Here is a 21,831-nt window from a genome sequence, read left to right on the forward strand (position 1 = left end):
AGGCGCCCGACGCAGGCGGCAAAGGTTCGAAGCTGTGCTTCGGGATCATGTCCTTGGGCCTGCGCCGGTGCTGTAATGCACGCCGACAATAAATAGACTGATAACACACATACTCGATACATAACGCCATTTGTATGCGTATGTATTCCGTCCATTTTATGGCCGGATCGGGCCTATTCCGGAACATTTTTACGTTGCGTCAACCTTCTTTGTGACGCTTCGGATCACCCCAAAGTCAGGCTCGCTGCGCTTTCGGGCAGTTCTTCGTCAAAGCAGCGCTGATAGAATTCCGCGACCGTCTGGCGTTCAAGCTCGTCACATTTGTTGAGGAAGGACAGACGGAACGCGTAGCCGACATCATTGAAGATACGCGTGTTTTCCGCCCAGGCCAGCACGGTCCGAGGTGACATCACGGTGCTTAGATCGCCATTCATAAAGGCCGTCCGGGTCAGGTCGGCAACGGTCACCATCTGGCTGATCGTCTTGCGCCCGCGCTCTGTATTGAAATGTGGCGACTTCGACAGGATTATCGCGGCCTCGGCGTCATGGCTGAGATAATTAAGCGTGGCGACCAGTGACCACCGGTCCATCTGGGCTTGGTTGATCTGTTGTGTGCCGTGATAAAGGCCCGTCGTGTCGCCAAGGCCGACAGTGTTCGCCGTTGCAAACAGGCGGAAGTAGGGGTTCGGCGTGATGATCTCGTTCTGATCCATCAGAGTCAGTTTGCCGTCTGCTTCAAGCACACGCTGGATAACAAACATCACGTCTGCACGGCCCGCATCATATTCGTCAAAGACGATGGCCACCGGATTGCGCAGGGCCCAGGGCAGGATGCCTTCGTGAAATTCCGTGACCTGCACGCCGTCGCGCAGCTTGATCGCATCTTTGCCGATCAGGTCGATCCGGCTGATATGGCTGTCGAGGTTCACGCGCACAGCGGGCCAGTTCAGGCGGGCGGCAACCTGCTCGATATGTGTCGACTTGCCGGTACCGTGATAGCCTTGGATCATCACCCGACGGTTGTATCCAAAGCCAGCAAGGATGGCCAAGGTCGTGTCGGGGTCGAACTTGTAGGTGCTGTCGATCTCAGGAACACGGTCCGAGCGTTCAGCAAAGCCTTTGATCTTCATGTCGCTGTCGATACCGAACACTTCGCGGACCGAAAGCTCTTCCGTCGGTTTCGCCTGCATCTCGGTGGTTCCGTCGGCCATGATCCTTGCCTTTGCTCTCGTATCATAATGTCGTCTGTGGGCATGCATCATAACGCTGGACGCTGCAAGGGGAAGGGCAGCGCATGGGGTGGAATTGTGAATGCCTGCTGATGATTTGGGCGCTCGAGCGCTAAGCCCCAGTGGGTGTGGTTTCCCGTTCGTCCTTTGCTTTACCAGCATTGCCTTACTGCAGGATGTGCGACGACGTGTTGGGTGAGGAAGGCTGAGGCAGCCCCGCATTCATGTTGAGGCATGCACTTCTTGCTCTGAACCAAGGGGCTTTCCGGGGTCCCGCGTTGGCGTTGATACATCAAAAAGGATAGCGGCATGGGTGAGTCGCAATGGGGCAGGAAAACACGCTTAAGCGACGCTTTGTCCTATTGTTGAAAATTCATTAACAATGCGCACGACAGTCGCCCATTGGTTGTATGAAAAAATTGTCAATAGAATCTGGGTCTTAGATCAGCATAGGCGGTTTCTTGCCGTTTTTATGTTGTGAGACTAGGCGAATTATGGCACAAATTTGACAGAATTTAAACGAAGACTTGTGAGTTTTCGCACTGAAGTGTCGCGAAAATACTGCGACAGAAGCGTTATTAACTGTTGGTATGGGGGGCGCAATGTCGGCGCATATTTTGGAAAAACTAGCTTTGAGCCGGGGCGAGAAATCGACTGTCTTGGCGTATGCTGCGGTCATTGCGATGACCGCTGGAATAACAATCCTGATCATGTCAGGCGTGGGTGGTGACGGCTTGATCTGGGCGGACAAAGCCTGGTTCAGCCAGTGGATAATCTTTGCCGGTGCGCTCAGCGGCGGGATCAGCCTAGCCCTGGCCCGCGGTTGGATGGGCTTGGAAGGCATACTTGGCCTGGCGCGGGCCGTCATCGGTGCCATGGCGATTGCAATCATGGCGGCAATGATCGCCGGTATCCTGATCGACCCACTGCTGGGCGTTGTCTACGGACCGATCCTTTTGGTGACCGAGTTCCTCGCGAGGCCATGGTTGGCCATCGCCTGGTTTGTTGGGTCAATGGCCGTGCATGGCTTGCTGCTCGAAGCCCGGCGGGAGCGCGAGTTGCTTGCACCGCCACGCGCCAAGCAGCGCGCAGTTGCGCAACTCAGCCGTCTGTCGCAGGAAAATCTGTACCGCCGCAGCTAATTCATCACGGCGGTTTACAACCCAGTCCAACAAAATGGCGTAGCTGCGATGCTGCGCCATTTTCGTTTCCCGAAGCGGCTTTGATGCTAGTCTTTTTCCCGGAAGTTCCGGCTGACCTTGATCTGGTCCCAGGCCCAGACCACTTCAGAAAGCTGCTCCTCCTGGCTGCGATCACCGCCATTCATGTCGGGGTGTAGGACCTTGATGAGCGCCTTGTAGGCCTTGCGGATTTCCGGCTTTGACCAATTGTCCTTGGCCTCCAGGATTTCAATCGCGCGCCGCTCAGTTGGCGGAAGCTTGCGCCCTGATGCCGCGCCACGACCCGGATTTTGTGTCGCGTTCGCGCCAAGAACCTGATGCGGATCATCTACGCCAAGACGGGCCCAGGCGCGTTCTTCCACACTGCGCTTAAAAGGCTTTGTAGGGCGTTCCCAAACGCGATCCTGATCCATCTGCGCGGCCAGCTCGGCCTCGGACGTGCTGTCGAAGAAATTCCACTTCAGATTGTATTCGCGCACATGCTCCTGACAGAACCAGTAATAGTCATCCAGCGTATCAGGCGATTTTGGCGCGCGGTAGAGGCCCGGTTTTTGGCAGCCCTCATGATCGCAAATCCGGGTCGACGTCTCGGACGCGCCTGACATACCGCGCCGTCCCCGCGGGTTCTTTTTCTTGGAACTCGACACCGACATGTCGAAACCAAAGGGATCCTCTTTTTTCATGACGCGACTCATCTTTCCGTTCAGGCCGATAGACTTTAAACCCTCGGGCGAGAGATTGAAGAGGGGGAGACCAAAATAATGCCACTTGAGGCAGAAATTCGCACCGCATTGCAAACCCTCGATCCGACGGTGCTTGAAGTCATCAACGAAAGCGCATTGCATAGTGGCCATGCGGGCGATGATGGCTCGGGCGAGAGCCATTGGCGCATCAGAATCGCGGCCTCACGTTTGGACGAATTAACGCGGATCGCACGCCATCGCGCCATCCACGACGCGCTTGGTCCCGCAATCATCGGGCGCATCCATGCCCTGGCGATTGAAATCAAGTAGCTATTCGGCGGCGACGTCGGATGAGGGCGGCTTAGCCGCCTTCAATGGGGTTGGTGTCGCCGCAGCCTGCTTTTCTGCCAGCCGTTCCTCGCCGGATTTGGGCTTGGCGACCGGTGGTTCCGCTTTCAGGATGGGTTTCCGGGCCGGAGCCGCTGTCACTTCTTTGACACGGCGAAAGACGAGCATGTTCTGATAGACGGTCGTCTTGCCCATCAAGCCTTCGCGCTGTTCGCTGGGTAAGGTGTCGGCCCGCAGATATTCCCACCCATCAGCGGCGAGCGTGTTCATCTCGGTCGCGAGTGCATGGGCAAAGCGGTCTTCTGCCGTCTTGACCCCTTTGGCTTTCAAACCGCGCGTCGGTGCTGGCACGACTTTGTATTCATATGACATCACGTCACCCCTTTTCCACCAAGCTTCCCTAGCAAATTGTCAGCGCGAATCCAAGGATACGCGCATCACAAGGCAAAGACTGGCCGCGGCCTAGAGCCCTAGTTTGGCCGAAACGATCTGGTTCACCGCCGCCGGGTTGGCCTTGCCGCCTGTGGCTTTCATGACCTGACCGACGAACCAGCCCACGAGTTTGGGGTTCTCTTTGGCCTTCTCGACCTGTGCAGGGTTTGCAGCGATGATCTCGTCCACCGTTGCCTCAATCGCGCCGGTATCGGTGACCTGCTTCATGCCTTCGGTTTCGACAATCTCGGCCGGGTTGCGGCCGGAGGTGTAGCAGATTTCAAACACCTCTTTGGCGATTTTGCCCGAGATGTCGCCCGCTTTGATGAGCCCGATCAACTCACCCAATTGCTCAGCAGAGACGGGGCTTTCGTCGATTGTGTGGTCTTCTTTTTTCAAGCGGCCAAAAAGCTCGTTGATGACCCAGTTCGCGGCCAGTTTTCCGTCACGCCCTTCGGCGACTTTCTCGAAATAGGCAGCATTCTCGGCCTCTGCGGTCAGAACGGAGGCGTCGTAGTCCGACAGGGCGAAATCACCGATAAACCGTGCCTTCTTCTGGTCAGGCAGTTCCGGCAGGGATGCTTTGATGTCATCTACCCACGCCTGCTCAATCTCCAACGGCAAGAGGTCAGGGTCGGGGAAGTAGCGGTAATCATGCGCCTCTTCCTTGGACCGCATCGACCGCGTTTCGTTCTTGTCTGGATCATAAAGCCGGGTTTCCTGCACAACCTCTTGCCCATCTTCGATGAGCGCGATCTGGCGGCGTGCCTCGTAGTCAATCGCCATCTGGATGAACCGCATGGAGTTCATGTTCTTGATCTCGCAGCGTGTGCCCAGATGGCTGAAATCCTGCGTTTCCTGATACTTCTCGTAATCGCCGGGTTTGCAGACGGATACGTTCACGTCCGCGCGCAGGTTCCCGTTCTGCATGTTGCCGTCGCAGGTGCCGAGATACCGCAGGATCTGGCGCAGTTTCTGGACATAGGCCGCTGCTTCCTCAGGCCCGCGAATATCGGGGCGGCTGACAATTTCCATCAACGCAACGCCAGTCCGATTAAGATCGACAAAGGACATATGCGGGTCCATGTCGTGGATGGATTTGCCCGCATCCTGTTCAAGGTGAATACGCTCAATCCTCACCTTGCGCGCGGTGCCGTTGCCCATCTCAACCAGCACTTCGCCCTCACCAACGATAGGATGATAGAGCTGTGAAATCTGGTAGCCCTGAGGCAGGTCAGGGTAAAAGTAATTCTTGCGGTCGAAGGCAGAGGTCAGGTTGATCTGCGCGTTCAGGCCCAGCCCGGTTTTCACCGCCAGCGCCACGCAACCTTCGTTAATCACCGGCAGCATCCCCGGCATGCCCGCATCCACAAAGGCCACGTTGCTGTTTGGCTCTGCCCCAAATTCGGTCGATGCGCCCGAGAACAGTTTGGCGTTCGATGAGACCTGCGCATGTACCTCAAGCCCGATGACAAGCTCCCAATCATTCTGGGCGCCAGCAATCACTTTGGGGGCGGGGGCGTCATAGGTCAGGTCGAGCATCTGCACATCCTTTGGCAAGTGTTGCGCCGGGTTTAGAAGATGCGCCTGCAGGCTTCAAGTGAACTCGGGCTTTGGCTGAAACTTGCCGGGCCGTATGTCACCTGCTTGAGCATTCCGTGCGGTACGGGCACCGTCCAAAAGATGCGACTGCTGCTTGTTCTCTTTGTCTGGCTGATCGGCCTTGGCCCTGCAATGGCCGAGATCTTTGCCGTGCGGCCAGAGGCGCGGCCTGCCCATATGCTCCGCTATCCGGTCGCGGTTGAGACCGACGCGCCAGTCATGCGACCGATTGCCCGCACCTCATATCTGCCGCGCGCCCGCTGGGATTTTCAGGAAGGCGGGCATTTGTGGACACGTGCGGCGATGTCTGCGATTGCAACCCATGCCGAGGTGCTGACCACAATCGTTCCGCACGATATCGAGACCTGGTGCCCCGCCTATGAGTCGGCCCCGGCCGGCCAACGGCGCGCCTTTTGGGTGGGCATGATGTCGGCGCTTTCAAAGCACGAAAGCACCTACAATCCGCGTGCCGTGGGTGGTGGGGATTTGTGGTATGGTCTATTGCAGATTTATCCCGACACCGCCCGCCGCTATGGATGTCGGGCGCAAAGTGGCGCTGAACTGACCAATGCGGCTGACAATCTGAGTTGTGCGGCACGCATCATGGCCGTCACAGTCGAACGGGATCAGGCCGTTGCCGTTCACGATGGACGCTGGCGCGGCGTTGCGGCGGACTGGGGGCCGATGACGAACAGCGCGAAAGTCAGAGAAATGGCGGCTTGGACACGCGCACAAAGCTACTGCGCACCGCTCAGCGTGCCGCGCCCGTCCGCCCGGACTAGTCCGCCTGCGGACGCTTCACCCAGGATCGGGACGTGGCCACAAGATTGACGGTTGGCGCGTCCTTGCCTCCAAGCGCCAAGGTGGCCTTGCGCAACATCGCGATCCCTTCTTCCGAGCTTTTGGGCATCGACGCGGCCGAAATCGGTTCGCCAACCGTCACACGGAAAGGCTGCTTTTCCTTGTTCAGCGTCTCGTGAAACAGGGTGATGTCCCGCAATGTCGGGTGGATGATGTCAAAGAGATAAAACAGGGCGGAGTTGCGCGCCTGAATGTTCACCGGGATCACCGGCAGATCGAATTTGCGCGCCAGCATCGCGGCAGAGGCCATCCACGGGCGTTCATAAAGGCGCAAGCCACGCCGCTTCGCCAACCGGCCTGATGGAAAGATCACGCCAAGGCGCCCGGCATCGGTCGCCTCGCGCACATAACCCATCGTCTCGCGCGTCTTGGCATGGCTGCGCAGTTCTTTGCGCCATTCAACGGGCGCGATCATGCTTTCCATTTGGGGAAAGACCCGCAGGATATCGCGGTTGGCAAAGAAATAGGCATCGGGCCGTGTTTGCGCGATCAGGTGATGCAGGATAATCCCATCGGCAATCCCGGTCGGATGATTAGCCACGATCAAGGCGGGGCCATGCGCTGGGATATGGCCCAAACCACGGGCGGAGACAACTTTGGCCAAGCGTTTCGCCATAGTTCCCATTATATCCGGAGAAGTCGCATCCTTCAGCGTTTTCGCAATTGCGACCGTGGTGTCGTATCCCAGCACCTTGTGCAGCGCGCGCCTTGCAACGCGGGTTCCGGGACGATCACTGTAGAGCCACGGGGCGCGTTCAGCGATCAGCGGGTCAATGCGGTGTTCCATGAGGCCATCAATGCGCAGTGAAATGTAACGGTTCGGCGACAGATTTGTAATCATCACACGACGGCACAAGTGCGCTGCAATCTGACAGCATTGTGGGCAAGGACCGGCCAAGTGGCTGTGGTTCAATGCTTTTGGCGCAGAGGATCGCGAACATTTTGAATAACCCCTATGTCACCCTAGTTGGCCCAATATGCCCAAGATGCGCCGGAAAGCCAATCTCCCCCAGAAAACCTGCGCCACATGTGGGCGACCTTTCGCTTGGCGCAAGAAATGGGAAAAGGTTTGGGACGAGGTCCGCTACTGCTCGGAACGGTGCCGAAAGGATCGGTCGAAATAATCCGTACCCGCTTTGTTGCCTATCGGAAACAACTGCACTAGCTCTAGCACCGATCACGGCGCGGTGTGCCGCTGTATGCCGCGCAATTCAAAGGGGAATTCATGACTGACCGCGTCACGAAACACGGGCTGCAAGTTGCCGCCGAACTCGCTGATTTCATTGACAACAAGGCGTTACCCGGGACGGGTTTAGAGGCTGATATCTTCTGGCAAGGTTTTGCCGCGCTTGTGGCCGAGATGACACCGCGCAACCAGGCGATGTTGCAGCGGCGCGAGGATCTGCAGGCGGTGATTGACGACTGGCATGTCAAAAATCGCGGCAAATCACATGATCGCACGGCCTACGAGGCCTTCCTGCGCGAAATTGACTATCTTGTCGAGGAGGGTGATGATTTTGAGATTGAAACCACAAATGTCGATCCTGAGATTGCCACGATCCCTGGCCCGCAGCTGGTTGTGCCCATCACCAATGCCCGTTTTGCGCTGAATGCGGCGAATGCCCGCTGGGGGAGCCTTTACGATGCATTCTACGGCACCGATGCGATGGGCGTGCAGCCACCCAAAGGCGCCTATGATCGCGGCCATGGCGCGCGGGTTGTCGCCCGGTCGCGTGTGTTCCTTGATGAGGCGTTCCCAATTGAGGGTACCAGCCACGCCGATGTCTCACGCTACTACGTGCATGACGGCGCGCTCATGATTGATGACCAGCCGCTGCGCCAACCAGAGAAGTTCGTGGGCTATCGCGGCAACCCCAAGGCGCCTGATGCAGTTCTTTTGAAAAACAACGGCTTGCATGTCGAACTTATCTTTGATCGGGCGCATCCGATTGGCAGTCGCGACCAGGCATTGCTTGCCGATGTGCGCCTGGAAAGTGCTGTCACAGCGATCATGGATTGTGAGGACAGTGTGGCGTGCGTCGATGCAGAGGACAAGGTGCTCGCCTACAGCAACTGGCTGGGGCTGATGAAAGGTGATCTGACGTCCGAGTTTGAGAAAGGCGGCAAGACGATGACCCGTCGCCTGGCGGATGACCTGAGCTACATGGCGCCCGATGGCAATCCATTCGCGCTAAAGGGGCGTGCGCTCTTGTGGGTCCGCAATGTGGGGCACCTGATGACCAACCCCGCTATTCTCGACGGCGACGGCAACGAGGTCTTTGAAGGGCTGATGGACGCGATGTTCACCGTCCTGATCGCCATGCATGACCTGAAACATGAAGGTGGCAATTCGGCCCATGGATCGGTCTATGTGGTCAAGCCCAAGATGCACGGGCCGGAAGAAGTCGCGCTGACCGACGACATCTTTGCAAAGGTCGAAGATGTGCTGGGCCTGCCGCGTCACACGGTCAAGATCGGCATCATGGATGAAGAGCGGCGCACCAGCGTGAACCTCAAGGAATGCATCCGCGCGGCCAAGCATCGCGTGGCCTTCATCAATACCGGCTTCCTCGACCGGACGGGTGATGAAATCCACACGTCGATGGAGGCGGGGCCGTTCAGCCGCAAGGACTTTATCAAGCGCAAACAATGGATTGGCGCTTATGAGGACCAGAATGTCGATATCGGTCTGGAATGCGGCTTTTCCGGCAAGGCGCAGATCGGCAAGGGCATGTGGGCCATGCCCGATATGATGGCGGCGATGCTGGAACAAAAGATCGGGCATCCGCAGTCGGGTGCGAACTGCGCATGGGTGCCGAGCCCTACAGCGGCGACATTGCACGCGCTGCACTATCACAAGATCGATGTGATGGCGGTGCAGGAGAAATTGCGCAAAGGCGGCCGGCGCGCCTATGTGTCTTCGATTCTCGATATCCCGCTGGCGCAATACCAGCGTTGGACGGCGGCCCAGAAATCGCGTGAGATCGAAAACAACGCCCAGGGTATCCTTGGCTATGTCGTGCGCTGGATCGATCAGGGGGTCGGCTGTTCCAAAGTGCCGGACATCAATGATGTGGGCCTGATGGAAGACCGGGCGACCTGCCGCATCTCCAGCCAGGCGCTGGCCAATTGGCTGCATCATGGCGTGGTCTCAGAGACCGACGTGATGGAGGCGTTGCGGAAGATGGCCGTTGTGGTCGACGGGCAGAATGCGGACGATCCGTCCTACCTGCCGATGGCACCCAATTTTGACGGCATCGCGTTTCAGGCCGCCTGTGACCTGGTGTTCAAGGGCCGTATCCAGCCATCGGGCTATACCGAGCCAATTCTGCATCAGCGCAGGCTGGAACTGAAAGCGCAGCGCAATCACTAAGACGGGGACATCAAAATGGCAGAAATATCAGCAAGTAAGGCGCGGAGCATCATTCGCAAAGCCATGGCCAAGGGTGACGAGATGGGGTTCAAACCGCTCTCGGTTGTCATTCTCGATGCAGGCGGCCATGTGAAGGCCTTTGAACGCGCCGATGGCGCTTCACCCGGTCGGTTCGGGATTGCTCATGGTAAGGCCTATGGTGCGGTCATGTTGGGCATGGCCGGTACGGCGCAGATGGCCCGCGCAGAACAGCAGGCCTATTTCATGGCGGCTGTGAACGGTGTCTATGGTGGGCAGGTCGTGCCGGTACCGGGTGGTGTTCTGGTGCGCGACAAGCGCGGCAATGTCATTGGAGCGGTTGGCGTAACCGGGGACACATCCGACAACGATGTCATCGCAGCCATGGCGGGCATTGAGGCTGCTGGTCTGACAGGCGAGGCCTAAGAGAGGCGCAACCGCAATTCCTTCAGGCCCCGCATACCAACACGTTGCAGGTAGCGGGGCTTCTCATTCGGAGCGGCAAGGCGCAGATCGGGAAAGCGGTTGAAAAGCCGGGTGATCGCCACCTGCGCCTCGGCCCGGGCAAGTTGTATGCCGAGACAGACATGCGGACCGTGGCCAAACCCCAGATGGGCGTTCGGGCGGCGATTGGGGATGAAGCTTTCCGGTTCCGCGAACCGCGCCTGATCGTGGTTCGCTGCAATCAGCAGCGCCGCGATCTGGTCACCTTTCTTGAGAGAAACCCCATCAAAAACAGTATCTTCCCGGACGAAGTGGGGCTTGGTCATCATCACTGGCGACCAGAACCGCATGAATTCCTCGACCAGCAGCGGGACTTCGTCAGGTCGGTCACGCAGCGCATCCCGTCCGCCGTCCAGCGTCAACAATCCGTAGATGCCCATCGTGATCAGATGCACCGTCGTTTCATGCCCCGCGATAAAGAGCGTCACGACCATTGCGAGCAATTCATCATCGCTCAGGCGGTCACCCGCCGCCTCTGCCTTTACCAGATCGGTGATCATGCCGGGCCGTGGCTCGCGCCGCACACGCGCAAAGTCAGCGCGGAAATAGCGCACCGTCTTGCGTAACCCCGGCAAGCCTCGAAGCATGCTCCACGCATTCGTAGGTCCAGAAAGCGGGCTGATCCAGTTGGCGACCATGGCCCGATCCTCTGGCGGGATGCCCAAGAGGTCGCACATCGCCTTAAGCGGCAGCGGGCGGGTATAGGCCTGAATGACATCAACGGTTTGTGCCGCATCAACCTTGTCCAAAAGTTCATCCGCGATCGCAGTCAGCCGCGGGCGCATGTCGTCAATGGAGGCCTTGTTGAAGGCAGGCTCAACAAGGCCGCGCAACCGCGCATGGGCGGGCCCGTCCGCCCCCAGCATGTTTTGAAACAGGACTTTCAGAAAGGACGGAAAATACCAATATCGTTGCGCCAGAGTCTTGCCCGTTCCGTGCAGTGAGTCCCGACCGAAAAGCGCCGGTGATTTCAGCAACTGGCGTGCAGTAATATCGGTCGTTGTCATCCAGATATCGCCGATAATTGGCATTTTGACCCGCACAAGTGGCCCCTCGGCCCGCATTGCCGCCAGCATTGGAGCAGGATTTGCAAGAAATTCAGCGCTGCTTAAATCATAGGCCATAAGGTTGAATTGGGCAGCATCTGTGCATGTGTCAACAAAGCGTTGCGCGCGTCACGGCTTTCATCGCCGCCCGCGAGACGTTAACAAGGTGCAAATGTGAAAGGGACATCCATGCGCCGTCCAGTGATCGGCATTATCGGCAACAGTTATCTGATCAATGACCAGTACCCTGCCCATGCGGCGGGCGAGATGAATGCACAGGCGGTCGCGGAGGTCAGCAATGCGCTGCCGCTGATCGTGCCATCAGATCCAGACATGGTATGTCTCGACGCGCTGATGGCGACTTGTGATGGTTTCCTTTTCACCGGGGGCCGCCCGAATGTGCATCCCGAGGAGTATGGCGAAGAGCCAACCGAGGCGCATGGTGCATTTGACCGTGCACGCGACCGTGTGGCCTTGCCGCTGATCCGGGCTTGCGTCGCGCGGGGTCAGCCGATCTTTGGGATTTGCCGTGGCTTTCAAGAGGTGAATGTGGCCATGGGGGGCTCGCTCCACCCCGAAATCCGCGATTTGCCGGGCCGGGACAATCACCGGATGCCGCCCGATGGTACGTTGGAAGAGAAGTTTGCGTTGCGTCACAAGGTGACCTTTTCGGAAGGTGGCGTGTTCCATCGTTTGATGGGGGCGCCGGAGGTGATGACCAACACGCTGCATGGGCAAGGTATCAAAGTGCCGGGCGCGCGGATCGTGATTGATGGTTATGCCCCTGACGGCACACCAGAGGCGATCTACATCAAGGATGCGCCGGGCTTTACGCTATCTGTGCAATGGCATCCGGAATGGAACGCAGCTGATGATCAGGTCTCTCGCCCACTCTTTGAGGCGTTTGGAGAGGCTTGCAGCGCCTGGGCTGCCGGAGCGTTGCGTAAGGCGGGCTAACCCTTTCAGGTCTGCGGAACTTTCTGGTTCTGAGCGGCGAGCGTTGCGGTTTCTGCAATGCGTTTGGCGCGGGTTGCAGGCGATTTCGCGAGTTTGATCCGTCGCAGCATGTTGCGGCGGCTGGATGGTGAAAGCGCCTCCCAATGCGCTTTGGCAGGCGGGGCCGCGTTTAGTGCAGCGGCCAGATCTTCGGGGACGATCAGCGCATCCACGTCGTTCATGAAATCCCAAAGACCATTCGCCTTTGATGTGGCAATCGCGGTGCGGCCCGCATCATGCATCTCGCCTTCGGACTCAAGCCGCGCGACTCGATCTTTATAGCTTTGCGCCCAATGCTGTGTCTTGCGCGGGCTGATCAATTGCATCGTCCGGTCATCGTCCAATACGCGCCGGATCCCATCGATCCAGCCAAAACACAGCAATTGGTCCAGAACCGCAAAACGATCGAGATACTTGTCCCCCATATGCTTCTTGTAGGTCACGAGCCAGAAGCTATCGGTCCGTGCGTAATGTGCCATAAGCCAATCCCTCAATCCTTCGGTCGAGGTCACGGTGACTTTTTCGAAATTTTCGGTTTTCGTCATGAGGATTGAGCTAGGCTGAATAGCCGCTTGGCAAGATCGCCGTAGTGTTTCATGCTGCCGTAAACGATTACGGAGAGGATGATGAAACGGTCCCGCATCAATGAAATCATGGCAGAGGCGGATGCGATGATCCGGTCTTACGGCTTTGCGCTGCCGCCTTGGGCTTACTGGACACCCGCCGAATTCAAGGCGCGCGCCCATGACGCCCGCGCGGTGATAGAGGCGCGATGCGGCTGGGATATCACCGATTATGGCGCGGGTCGCTATGACGAGATGGGGCTTTTCCTGTTCACGCTGCGCAACGGGCGTCTCGCCGATCTGCAGCGCGGTGGCGGCATGTGTTATGCGGAGAAGCTTTTGATTTCAAAGCAGGATCAGCTGTCCCCGATGCATACTCACGTCATCAAAGCCGAGGATATCATCAACCGGGGTGGCGCGACGCTGGTAGTGGAGCTTTATGGCTCTGACCCAGATGGTCGTTTCAATGAAGCGGCAGGCGGTATTGTCATGTGCGACGGCATCCGACGGGAATTCGCACCGGGCGAGAAACTACGCTTCTCTCCTGGCGAAAGCGTCACGCTGATGCCGGGAGACTGGCATGCCTTTTGGGGGGAGGGCGGTGATGTGCTGATTGGCGAGGTCTCGACCGTGAACGATGACGAGACCGACAATATCTTTCGCGAACCGATCGGGAGATTTGCCGAAGTGGAAGAGGATGCCGCACCGACGCATTTGCTGGTGAGCGATTACAGGACGTGGTTGGGGTAATGGATAGGGGTGGTCAATTGCGGTCGGGTAAGATTGAACGAATGTCAGATCTGAGAACTATTTGCATTTGGATGCAACTCAGGCGAGCGGTTTGAAATGATGCGTTGCTGGCATCTAATTTGCCGGACACAAGGATGATTACAAGTATGCGCGGCCTCCGAGATTTTACGGCGCCAAAGGGCTCAACGATCTTTCAACCCGGTCAACCATGTCCGGGCTTTGTCATCCTGTCTGAGGGAACAATTCGGGTAACCCTTGCCGGGGCCAGTGGACGAGAGGTGGTGCTTTATCGTGTCAGGCCCGGTGAAGTCTGCCTCCAAACGCTTTCGTGCCTGATCAAAGACCAGGCCTATGGTGCCGATGGCGTCGCCGAGACCGACTTGTCGGGGTACATTGTCCCGGCGAACGAATTTCGAAGTAAACTTGCCGAAGACGCTGAATTTCGGGACATGCTCATGCTGTCCGTCTCGTCACGGTTTTCCGAGTACCAGCAGTTGATAGAAGATATTGCGCTTACGAACTTCGATGCGCGGCTCGCCAAGGTGCTTATACGGCTCGCATCGCCAGATGGCAAAGTGCCCGCAACCCATTCCGAATTAGCAAGTGAAACCGCCTCTGGTCGCGCTTACGTGTCCCGCCGGTTGGCCGAGCTTGCCAGGCAAGGCTTGGTGGAGCAACACAAAGACGGTGTGGTTATACTTGACGAAAAAGCCTTGGAACATGTTGCAGCAGGAGAGCGGTGACTTTGTCACCGTCATCCGGCGCCGCAACGGGTTATTATCGGGCATCAATTCACCAAGGAGGATTTCCTGATGTCCAGAAATGAAGGAACACTTGATCGCACACTCCGCGTTATTGCCGGCCTGGTGCTACTGTCTTTGGTCTTTATCGGGCCGCAGACGATGTGGGGGCTGATCGGCATCATTCCACTCGTCACGGGTGTGGTGGGCGTTTGCCCGGTTTACTCCGTTCTCGGAATCAAAACGTGCAGCGTGAAACCGAGCTGATCGAAGCCGAACGCGTCAGTATTCGCAATGACATCTCGGGCCGCCGCCGAGTTCTTTTCAGCGACGGCCAGATGAAATCAACAATCCTACAAGATCAGATCAAACGTCTTGATCAACGGCAATTCTCGTGCTCGCGTACCGGTCAGATCGAATAATGCGTTTCCGAGAGCTGACGCCGCAGGTGGCGTACCGGGTTCACCAACGCCGCCCATATGCGGGTTCGCCTCCAGAATGCGCACTTCGAATTCGGGTGTATTGTGGATACGCAAGGCGTCGTAATCATAGAAATTGTACTGCTCTGCTTCGCCATCGCTGAACGTGATCTCTTCCTGCATCGCGGCTGAGAACCCGTAGATCGCTCCAGAGATCATCTGCGCTTCGATGATGCTGGGGTCGAGAGCTGTCCCCACATCGCAGGCGATCCAGCATTTGTTGATACGGATGCCGTTGCCAGTGTTTTCGACCTCCACCACCTCGGCCACGGGTGTGCCGAAGGAGTAGGTGAAGCCGATGCCGCGTCCGATATTGGCTGGCGTCTCGCCAGTCCAGCCTGACATTTCACCGACCGCCGCAATCACACCGGCAGAGGGTGCGTGCTCGGCCTGCGCCATCTCCAGCCGGAATTGCAGCGGATCGGCGCCCGCCGCATGGGCCATTTCATCGATGAAGGTGTCAAAGAAGAAGCCGTTATGCGAGTTGCCGACAGATCGCCATGATCCGATAGGAAGATCGATGGGCGTCAGATGGCCCGTCACGCGGTAATTGGGAATGGAATAGGGCTGATCCGCAGCACCTTCCACATGCGCGCGGTCAGGGCCGGGGGGCGGGCTGCCGATCACACGGATGCCAGTATTGTGCATCACCGATGGTGCCGCGATTTTCCCGTCGAGAAGTTGCGGTTTGCCATCTCTCACGACGCCCCTGAACTGTGCGACCCCATAAGGCCGATAGAAGTCGTGGCGCATGTCCTCTTCCCTGCTCCACGTCATGCGGATGGGCGTGCCGGGCATCGCTTGCGCGACTTTTGCGGCATGGACGGAGAAGTCAAACTCTGCCCGCCGTCCAAAGCCGCCACCCAGCATCGTCGTGTTGACGGTGACCTGTTCGGGTTCAAGCCCCACAGCCGCCGCGCATTTGTCGCGGGTGATGACAGGTGCCTGATTGCCTGACCAAACCTCAAGCCCCGCATCGGTGTACAGCGCCGTCGCATTCATCGGCTCCATCGTCGCGTGGGCGAGCCATGGCACGTGGTATTCTGCTGTGATTTCAGTACCTTCAATGTCGGCTGTCACATCACCATCATCGCGGGTCGTGCTGTTGGGCGCATCGTCGAGCGAGGCCATGATCGCCGCGCGCAGGCTGTCGCTATCAGCGGGATAGCTTGCAGGCTCCCATTCGATTTCGACCGCTTCAGCAGCCTGAAAGGCCAACCAGGTGTTCGATGCAATCACGCCGATCCCGTCGCCAAGATCCACAATGGCTTCGACACCGGGCACGTCGCGGGCCGCACTGTCATCGTAGGAGATCATGCCGGCCCGTTTGGGGTTCATGCGGACCGTCGCGAATTTCAGACCGTCAAGCTTCGTGTCAGCGCCATATTGCGCGGTGCCTGTCGACTTCGCGACGACATCCGTGCGCGGCATGGATTTGCCAAGATATTTCCACTCGGATTTCGCGCGCAGGGCAACGTCGGGCGGGTCGACATCGCGTACCGCCTCCGCCAGCGCGGTATAGGCAAGCTCGGTTCCATCAGGTGCAATGACCTTGCTGTTCTCTGTCCGCAATGTGCCGGCATCCACACCCAGCTGATTGGCGGCGGCAAGTTTCAGCGCTTCGCGGGCCGAGGCCCCGGCATAGCGCATCTTTTCATACGCATCCTTGGTCGAGGTGGAGCCACCCGTGACTTGAAGGTTCAGAAGTTTGCCAACCATGCCAACGCTTTGGCGCATATTATGCTGGAAGTCGCTGTCGGCATAGTGGTGGAAGGGCAGGGCGAGGCCGAGGATCGCCTGATTGTAGTAAGCTTGCGCAGGGGGCCCGTGCAGAACGTTGATATCCTCCCAAGCAAGGTCCAGTTCCTCCGCGACAAGTGCGGCCAGGGTGGTGTGCACGCCTTGACCCATTTCGGCCCGCGGCGCGATGATTGTGACGCCATCCTGATTGATCAGGATGTACGGGTTCAGGGTTGCCTCACCTTCGCCCGCGACGAGCGGATTAGGTGGCGTCTTGCGGACCTGATAGACACCAAAAGCAACGCCACCAGCGATTGCGGCGGTCCCGATCAAGAAGGTGCGGCGGGCGATTTTACCGATGCTGGCCATGGATCAAGCCTCCTGAATGCGTTGGGCGGCGTCTTTGATCGCAGCCCGGATGCGAGGGTAGGTACCGCAGCGGCAGAGATTGCCTTGCATGGCATCATCGATGTCCTGATCGGTGGGGTTGGGCGTTTGCGCCAGAAGGGCCGCGGCATTCATGATCTGACCCGACTGGCAGTAGCCGCATTGCGCCACCTGGTGATCAACCCAGGCCTGTTGGATCGTGGCCATGTTGTCCGGCGTGCCGAGCCCTTCGATTGTCGTGACCTCGTCCCAGACATCGGCCAAGGCGACCTGACAGGACCGCACCGCCTCGCCCGCGATATGCACCGTGCAGGCCCCGCAGGCGGCCACGCCGCAGCCGAATTTCGTGCCTGTCAGCCCGACCTCATCACGCAGGACCCAGAGAAGGGGCACCTCATCGGGAAGATCAACGTCATGGGATTGGCCATTGATTGTCAGTGTGGTGGGCATAGGGCACCTCTGGCTATTGGCTGGAAAAGTGAACGATTGGGTTCAGTTTAGCGGAAACCGGCAATTGTAACAAACGGTTTTCATTGCCTGATGCTCTGTTTTCGCGCGGCGCCTCGCGGAGGATTAGGCAAGGCTGAGCCCTTTGATCTGGCCGATAAGTTGCGGAATCTTCTCTTTGAACCGGAAAAACCCGTGGGTCGCGTGCGGCCAGGCCGCGCTGTCATATGGCCGGACAATCTGGATCAGATTCTGCCCTGCCAATGCGTCGGCAGTGGGGCCGACGGGCATGTAACTCGTGATGATCTGGTCAAGGTCATGGGTCGCGGCCCAGTCTGAAAGCGTGTCGGGCGTTTCACCGCTGGCCGCGCCCAACTTGTCGCGAAAGCGCTCCACGCAATCGGTCATAGCATCTGCGACAAAGCGCGAGACACCGGGTGCCGTGATGAGTGGGCTGCGATCGCGGGTTGTTTGCACGCTGGCCGTCGCTACCGGTTTGATCTGATCGATGAGCCAGCCGGGCGACAGGTCTTCCTCGGTGATCAGCAACCCGGTTCGCTTGCCGCCATCAAGATGGCCACTGACTGGCAGCGGCCCGCGCTGCGGATGCGGCGTACCTTCAAGCGGTGTCGTATGGGGTGCAAGCCCTGTGGGTCGAAACCGCCCATTCGTGTATTTCGCGATGTTGTCGGGTCGCGCAGGATAGGTCTTGCCGATGGTCTGCAAACCGCCAACCCAGCGCCATGACAGTGTGTTAGACGCAGGATCACCGTCATAGAGGTGCCGCAGGAAGAAATCCGCGCCCAGCGTCCACGGGAGCCGCAGGGTAAAAATCCAGATCGAGGCAAACCACATCCGCGCGTGATTGTGCAAGTACCCCGTCTCGGCAAGTTCCTTGGCCCAATGGTCAAAGCAATCGATGCCGGTTGTGCCGGTGCACGCGGCCTCCCAATCCTGACGCAGGCCGCTTTCGGTCTGTATCCGGTTCAGCGCGGCACCCAGTTCGGCTTTGTAGGCTGTCCAGACACTCGGCCGCATTTCAAGCCAACCCTTCCAATAAGTCCGCCAATAGACCTCCTGAACGAATTTCTCGGCCGCTTGCGCGCTGTGGCGGCCCAAAACGGCGCGCAAAACGTCTTCTTCGGTGATGATCCGGTGCCGGATATAGGGCGACAGGGTTGAGACATGGGCCGCGTCATCGAAATTGCGTTTGGCGGCATAGTCGCGCCCCGCGAGGGGCACGAACGCATGCAATCGCTCCAATGCTGCGGTGTATGTGGGCGTGAACATGAGAAGGCAGCTAAGGCAGGGCAGGGCCGTTTCAACTGTCGCGTCGGTTCTTGACACCGTGCTTTGGGCAGTCCAACGCTGCGCCATGCTTGATTTGCGCCCCGTGGGATATGTGATCGGTCTGCTTGTGGCGTCATTGGGGTTGACGATGCTGGGCCCGCTGGTGGGAGACCTGCTGGCGGGCAACGGGCATTGGTTTGTCTTCTTCGAAAGCGCTGTGATCACGACGCTGACCGGCGGGTTGATGGCGCTGGCCTGCGCAAACGGTGTGACTGCCGGATTGTCGCTGCGCCAAACCTTTCTGCTCACCTCGCTCGTTTGGCTTACCTTGCCGGTCTTTGGTGCGATCCCCTTCGTGCTGGGGGCAACCGAAGCAACATTTACGGATGCGTTTTTTGAGGCGATGTCGGGCCTCACCACAACCGGTGCAACGGCATTCGGCAATCTTGAGGACTTGCCGGACGGCCTGAAGCTTTGGCGTGGTGTGCTGCAATGGCTGGGCGGGGTCGGGATTATCGTGGTAGCCATGGTGTTTTTGCCCGAGTTGAGGGTCGGTGGCATGCAGATTTTCCGATCCGAAGGTTTTGAGACATCCGGTAAAATCCTTCCCCGCGCGGGTGAGATCGCGGCACAGATCTCGGGCATCTATGTGGCCCTCACCGCCGCCTGTATGCTCGCCTATACCGCGACGGGGATGGGCGGGTTCGATGCGATCGTGCATGCGATGACAACGGTATCGACGGGCGGTATGGCGAATTACGACAGATCATTCGCGACCTGGGGCGCGGGGGTGCATTATGTGGCCGTTGTCTTTATGATCCTCGCGGCACTACCTTTCGTGCGGTTTGTGCAGATGCTGGCGGGCTCCGCTCAGCCGCTGGTGAACGACAAACAGATCCACACCTTCCTGTTGATCATCGGGCTGAGCGTGCTGCTGGTCACATCATGGCTTTGGGGCCGCGGCGGTGAGATGACCGAACGCGCCTTTCGCGACGCCTTGTTCAACGTGACCTCCATCATGACCGGGACGGGCTATGCCAGTGCCGATTACATGGGTTGGGGGACGTTCCCGGTGGTGATGTTCTTTCTCATCGGGCTGATCGGAGGTTGCGCGGGATCAACTTCCTGTTCGGTCAAGGTGTTCCGCTATCAGCTTCTTTTTGCCGCGATCAAAAGCCAGATCCGGCAGATCCACTCTCCCCATGGCGTGTTCACGCCGCGCTATGATGGCCGCCCGATCAGTGAGGATGTCCTGAATTCCGTCATCGCCTTTCTGGTGGCCTTTATCCTGTCGCTGGGGGCGACATCGGTGCTGCTGGGGTTGACGGGGCTTGATTTCATCACCTCCGTCTCAGGCGCTGCGGCAGCATTGGCCAATATCGGCCCGGGTCTTGGGCTGGAGATTGGCCCGGCGGGCAACTACGCGAATATCAATGACGTGGCCAAATGGATTTTGGCGATGGCGATGTTCGTCGGCCGCCTCGAAATCATGGTCGTGCTGACCATTCTGTCGATCAAGTTCTGGAGAAATTAATGACAACACGGCCTTTGGGTGCGCAAATCAGCCACATGCTGAAAGATCGCGGCGTTGACGTGATTTTCGGCATTCCCGGCGTGCATAACCAGGAAATGTATCGCGGCATCGAAGAGGCTGGGATCACCCATGTGCTGGCGCGACATGAGCAGGGGGCCGGTTTCATGGCGGATGGCTATGCCCGCGCGACGGGCAAGCCCGGCGTGGCTTACGTGATCACCGGGCCGGGCCTCTGCAACATCATGACGCCGATGGGACAGGCCTATTCCGACAGCGTGCCGATGCTGGTGATTTCGTCGTGTCTGGATGAAACAGCGGCAACACGTGGGCAGTTGCATCAGATGAAGGATCAGGAGGGGGCTGCGCGCACGGTCTGTGATTGGTCCGAGACGGCGCGGACGGCAGAAGCTGCGTATGCGCTGATTGATCGGGCGATGGATGAGTTTTGGTTTGGCCCTCGCTTGCCAAAAGCGGTGCATGCCCCTATCGCGTTGCTTGAGGCGCCAACGGAGAAAGCAGGCGCAAAAGGGCTTCCTTCTGTCGGCCCCGCGGCGCCGGACCAGACGGCATTGCAAGATCTGACGCACTGGATTCGTGAGGCGCGCCGCCCCTTGTTTGTTTTCGGTGGCGGGGCACGCTGGATGGATTTTGTTGGCCCCTCATTGCGCCGTTGGTCTGCCGCAAGCTTTATGACCTATGCAGGGCGGGGCATCGTGATGGACGATGATCCACTTTGCTTTGGCGCCTTGCTCGCCCGCCCTTCAAGCGCAGATGTCATCGGCCAGGCCGACCTTGTTGTCGCTGTCGGAACCGATCTTTCTGAGACAGACCTTTGGCGCAACTCGCTGGGGGCGACAGCCAAACTCGCTGTCATAAACAACAACGTCGAGACGCTGTCTCGTCTGACCTTGAGCGAAGGCAATCACCGTTTGATGGTTCACGGCGATTGTTTCGCGGCTTTTGAATTCTTAGAAGAGAAATTGGCCGATCCGCAGCAGTCAGATTGGTCCGGTGATGCTGTTGCCGATTACCGTCGGCGCATGCGCGCCGAAATCGACGCCGAACGCCCCGGTATCATTCCTGTCGCTGACGCATTGAAAGAGGCACTTCCCGCAGACACAATGATCTATTCCGACATGACTCAGTTCGCCTATGCAGCCAAAGAAATCTATCCGATGGATCGCCCCGGCCATTGGCATCACCCCTATGGCTTTGGCACGCTCGGTTATGCCTTGCCTGCAGCCATCGGTGGCAAAGTCGGCATCGGGGATCAGCCTTGCATAGCGATACTGGGCGATTATGGCTTTCAGTATACGGTGCAGGAGCTTGCGGTCGCCGTCGAACTGGAACTGACTTTGCCGATCATCATCTGGGACAACGGCAAGCTGGGTGAGATCGAGGATTCAATGGTCCGTGCCCAGATCGCGCCGAATGCGGTTGTTCAGCGCAATCCCGATTTCTGCAAACTGGCCGAGGCCTATGGTGCCGCCGCCGCAGCGCCGCAGGATCTCGCTGCGTTTCAGCACGCGATCAAGGATGCTTTGAAAGCCAAGGGACCCACGATCATTCACGTCAAATCGGATATCGCTTTGCAGGCTTAATCGGCGCACGGCCTTAGCTTTGTAGGC

22 protein-coding genes are annotated in these 21,831 nt (G+C 58.3%); 12 read left to right on the plus strand and 10 right to left on the minus strand.

Annotated features, from left to right (window positions below):
• Positions 1 to 224: 224 nt before the first annotated feature.
• Positions 225 to 1,211 (minus strand): cobaltochelatase subunit CobS, encoded by a 987-nt coding sequence (gene cobS, locus SLH47_RS03080; protein WP_320237871.1) that lies wholly within the window; start codon positions 1,209 to 1,211, stop codon positions 225 to 227.
• Between the two features lie 701 nt (positions 1,212 to 1,912).
• Here cobS and SLH47_RS03085 point away from each other — a divergent pair.
• Positions 1,913 to 2,371 carry a hypothetical protein gene (locus SLH47_RS03085; protein ID WP_320237872.1) on the plus strand — a complete coding sequence of 153 codons (459 nt, stop codon included), beginning with the start codon at positions 1,913 to 1,915 and terminating at the stop codon, positions 2,369 to 2,371.
• A gap of 86 nt (positions 2,372 to 2,457) precedes the next feature.
• On the opposite strand, the gene SLH47_RS03090 is transcribed toward SLH47_RS03085, so the two are convergent.
• Complete coding sequence (locus tag SLH47_RS03090; RefSeq protein WP_320237873.1) at positions 2,458 to 3,093, minus strand: J domain-containing protein; 636 nt, start codon at positions 3,091 to 3,093, stop codon at positions 2,458 to 2,460.
• 78 nt (positions 3,094 to 3,171) lie between these two features.
• On the opposite strand from SLH47_RS03090, the gene SLH47_RS03095 reads away from it, so the two are divergent.
• Positions 3,172 to 3,423 carry a BolA family protein gene (locus tag SLH47_RS03095; protein ID WP_320237874.1) on the plus strand — a complete coding sequence of 84 codons (252 nt, stop codon included), beginning with the start codon at positions 3,172 to 3,174 and terminating at the stop codon, positions 3,421 to 3,423.
• Here the strand turns inward: SLH47_RS03095 and SLH47_RS03100 are convergent, their stop codons facing one another.
• Positions 3,424 to 3,813 (minus strand): DUF4177 domain-containing protein, encoded by a 390-nt coding sequence (locus tag SLH47_RS03100; protein WP_413785609.1) that lies wholly within the window; start codon positions 3,811 to 3,813, stop codon positions 3,424 to 3,426.
• Between the two features lie 90 nt (positions 3,814 to 3,903).
• Complete coding sequence (gene gatB, locus SLH47_RS03105) at positions 3,904 to 5,415, minus strand: Asp-tRNA(Asn)/Glu-tRNA(Gln) amidotransferase subunit GatB (RefSeq protein WP_320237876.1); 1,512 nt, start codon at positions 5,413 to 5,415, stop codon at positions 3,904 to 3,906.
• A 141-nt stretch (positions 5,416 to 5,556) separates the two neighbouring features.
• Here gatB and SLH47_RS03110 point away from each other — a divergent pair, with 141 nt between their 5' ends.
• On the plus strand, positions 5,557 to 6,306 hold the full coding sequence (locus SLH47_RS03110; protein ID WP_320237877.1) for a transglycosylase SLT domain-containing protein: 750 nt from the start codon (positions 5,557 to 5,559) through the stop codon (positions 6,304 to 6,306).
• Here the strand turns inward: SLH47_RS03110 and SLH47_RS03115 are convergent.
• Positions 6,254 to 7,123, minus strand: a complete 870-nt coding sequence (locus SLH47_RS03115) for a lysophospholipid acyltransferase family protein (protein ID WP_320237983.1) — start codon at positions 7,121 to 7,123, stop codon at positions 6,254 to 6,256. The genes SLH47_RS03110 and SLH47_RS03115 overlap by 53 nt on opposite strands.
• 199 nt (positions 7,124 to 7,322) lie before the next feature.
• Between SLH47_RS03115 and SLH47_RS03120 the strand changes: the two genes are divergently transcribed.
• The 3 genes from SLH47_RS03120 to SLH47_RS03130 all read left to right on the plus strand — a co-directional run bounded on the left by SLH47_RS03120 (position 7,323) and on the right by SLH47_RS03130 (position 10,153).
• Entirely contained in the window at positions 7,323 to 7,460 is a 138-nt protein-coding gene (locus tag SLH47_RS03120; protein WP_413785293.1) for a DUF2256 domain-containing protein, read from the plus strand.
• A 101-nt stretch (positions 7,461 to 7,561) separates the two neighbouring features.
• Positions 7,562 to 9,709: a malate synthase G gene (locus tag SLH47_RS03125; RefSeq protein WP_320237879.1), complete on the plus strand. Its 2,148-nt coding sequence runs from the start codon at positions 7,562 to 7,564 to the stop codon at positions 9,707 to 9,709.
• 15 nt (positions 9,710 to 9,724) lie between these two features.
• Positions 9,725 to 10,153, plus strand: a complete 429-nt coding sequence (locus tag SLH47_RS03130; protein WP_320237880.1) for a GlcG/HbpS family heme-binding protein — start codon at positions 9,725 to 9,727, stop codon at positions 10,151 to 10,153.
• Here SLH47_RS03130 and SLH47_RS03135 read toward each other — a convergent pair.
• The gene (locus SLH47_RS03135) at positions 10,150 to 11,307 is read right to left on the minus strand and encodes a cytochrome P450 (protein WP_320237881.1); all 1,158 of its coding nucleotides are present in this window, start codon (positions 11,305 to 11,307) and stop codon (positions 10,150 to 10,152) included. The genes SLH47_RS03130 and SLH47_RS03135 overlap by 4 nt on opposite strands.
• 159 nt (positions 11,308 to 11,466) lie before the next feature.
• Here SLH47_RS03135 and SLH47_RS03140 point away from each other — a divergent pair, with 159 nt between their 5' ends.
• Positions 11,467 to 12,234, plus strand: coding sequence for a gamma-glutamyl-gamma-aminobutyrate hydrolase family protein (locus tag SLH47_RS03140; protein WP_320237882.1), 768 nt, complete (start codon positions 11,467 to 11,469; stop codon positions 12,232 to 12,234).
• A 5-nt stretch (positions 12,235 to 12,239) separates the two neighbouring features.
• Here SLH47_RS03140 and SLH47_RS03145 read toward each other — a convergent pair whose 3' ends face one another.
• Entirely contained in the window at positions 12,240 to 12,818 is a 579-nt protein-coding gene (locus SLH47_RS03145; RefSeq protein WP_320237883.1) for a YdeI/OmpD-associated family protein, read from the minus strand.
• Between the two features lie 81 nt (positions 12,819 to 12,899).
• Here SLH47_RS03145 and SLH47_RS03150 point away from each other — a divergent pair, with 81 nt between their 5' ends.
• From SLH47_RS03150 to SLH47_RS03160, 3 genes are all read left to right on the plus strand, one after another.
• Positions 12,900 to 13,586, plus strand: a complete 687-nt coding sequence (locus tag SLH47_RS03150) for a D-lyxose/D-mannose family sugar isomerase (protein WP_320237884.1) — start codon at positions 12,900 to 12,902, stop codon at positions 13,584 to 13,586.
• A gap of 146 nt (positions 13,587 to 13,732) precedes the next feature.
• Entirely contained in the window at positions 13,733 to 14,329 is a 597-nt protein-coding gene (locus SLH47_RS03155; protein WP_320237885.1) for a Crp/Fnr family transcriptional regulator, read from the plus strand.
• Between the two features lie 69 nt (positions 14,330 to 14,398).
• Positions 14,399 to 14,593: a DUF2892 domain-containing protein gene (locus SLH47_RS03160; protein WP_320237886.1), complete on the plus strand. Its 195-nt coding sequence runs from the start codon at positions 14,399 to 14,401 to the stop codon at positions 14,591 to 14,593.
• A gap of 86 nt (positions 14,594 to 14,679) precedes the next feature.
• Here the strand turns inward: SLH47_RS03160 and SLH47_RS03165 are convergent, their stop codons facing one another.
• From SLH47_RS03165 to SLH47_RS03175, 3 genes are all read right to left on the minus strand, one after another.
• Positions 14,680 to 16,914, minus strand: coding sequence for a xanthine dehydrogenase family protein molybdopterin-binding subunit (locus SLH47_RS03165; RefSeq protein WP_320237887.1), 2,235 nt, complete (start codon positions 16,912 to 16,914; stop codon positions 14,680 to 14,682).
• Positions 16,915 to 16,917: 3 nt separating this feature from the next.
• Positions 16,918 to 17,382 (minus strand): (2Fe-2S)-binding protein, encoded by a 465-nt coding sequence (locus SLH47_RS03170; RefSeq protein ID WP_320237888.1) that lies wholly within the window; start codon positions 17,380 to 17,382, stop codon positions 16,918 to 16,920.
• Positions 17,383 to 17,505: 123 nt separating this feature from the next.
• A complete protein-coding gene (locus SLH47_RS03175) occupies positions 17,506 to 18,669 on the minus strand; it encodes an FAD-binding domain-containing protein (RefSeq protein WP_320237889.1) in 1,164 nt (387 codons plus the stop codon).
• An 85-nt stretch (positions 18,670 to 18,754) separates the two neighbouring features.
• On the opposite strand from SLH47_RS03175, the gene SLH47_RS03180 reads away from it, so the two are divergent.
• Entirely contained in the window at positions 18,755 to 20,203 is a 1,449-nt protein-coding gene (locus SLH47_RS03180; protein WP_320237890.1) for a TrkH family potassium uptake protein, read from the plus strand.
• 35 nt (positions 20,204 to 20,238) lie between these two features.
• Complete coding sequence (locus SLH47_RS03185; protein WP_413785617.1) at positions 20,239 to 21,804, plus strand: thiamine pyrophosphate-binding protein; 1,566 nt, start codon at positions 20,239 to 20,241, stop codon at positions 21,802 to 21,804.
• Positions 21,805 to 21,831: the final 27 nt, after the last annotated feature.

Origin of the sequence: Cognatiyoonia sp. IB215182, from assembly GCF_033963905.1 — a bacterium.
Lineage (GTDB): Bacteria > Pseudomonadota > Alphaproteobacteria > Rhodobacterales > Rhodobacteraceae > Yoonia.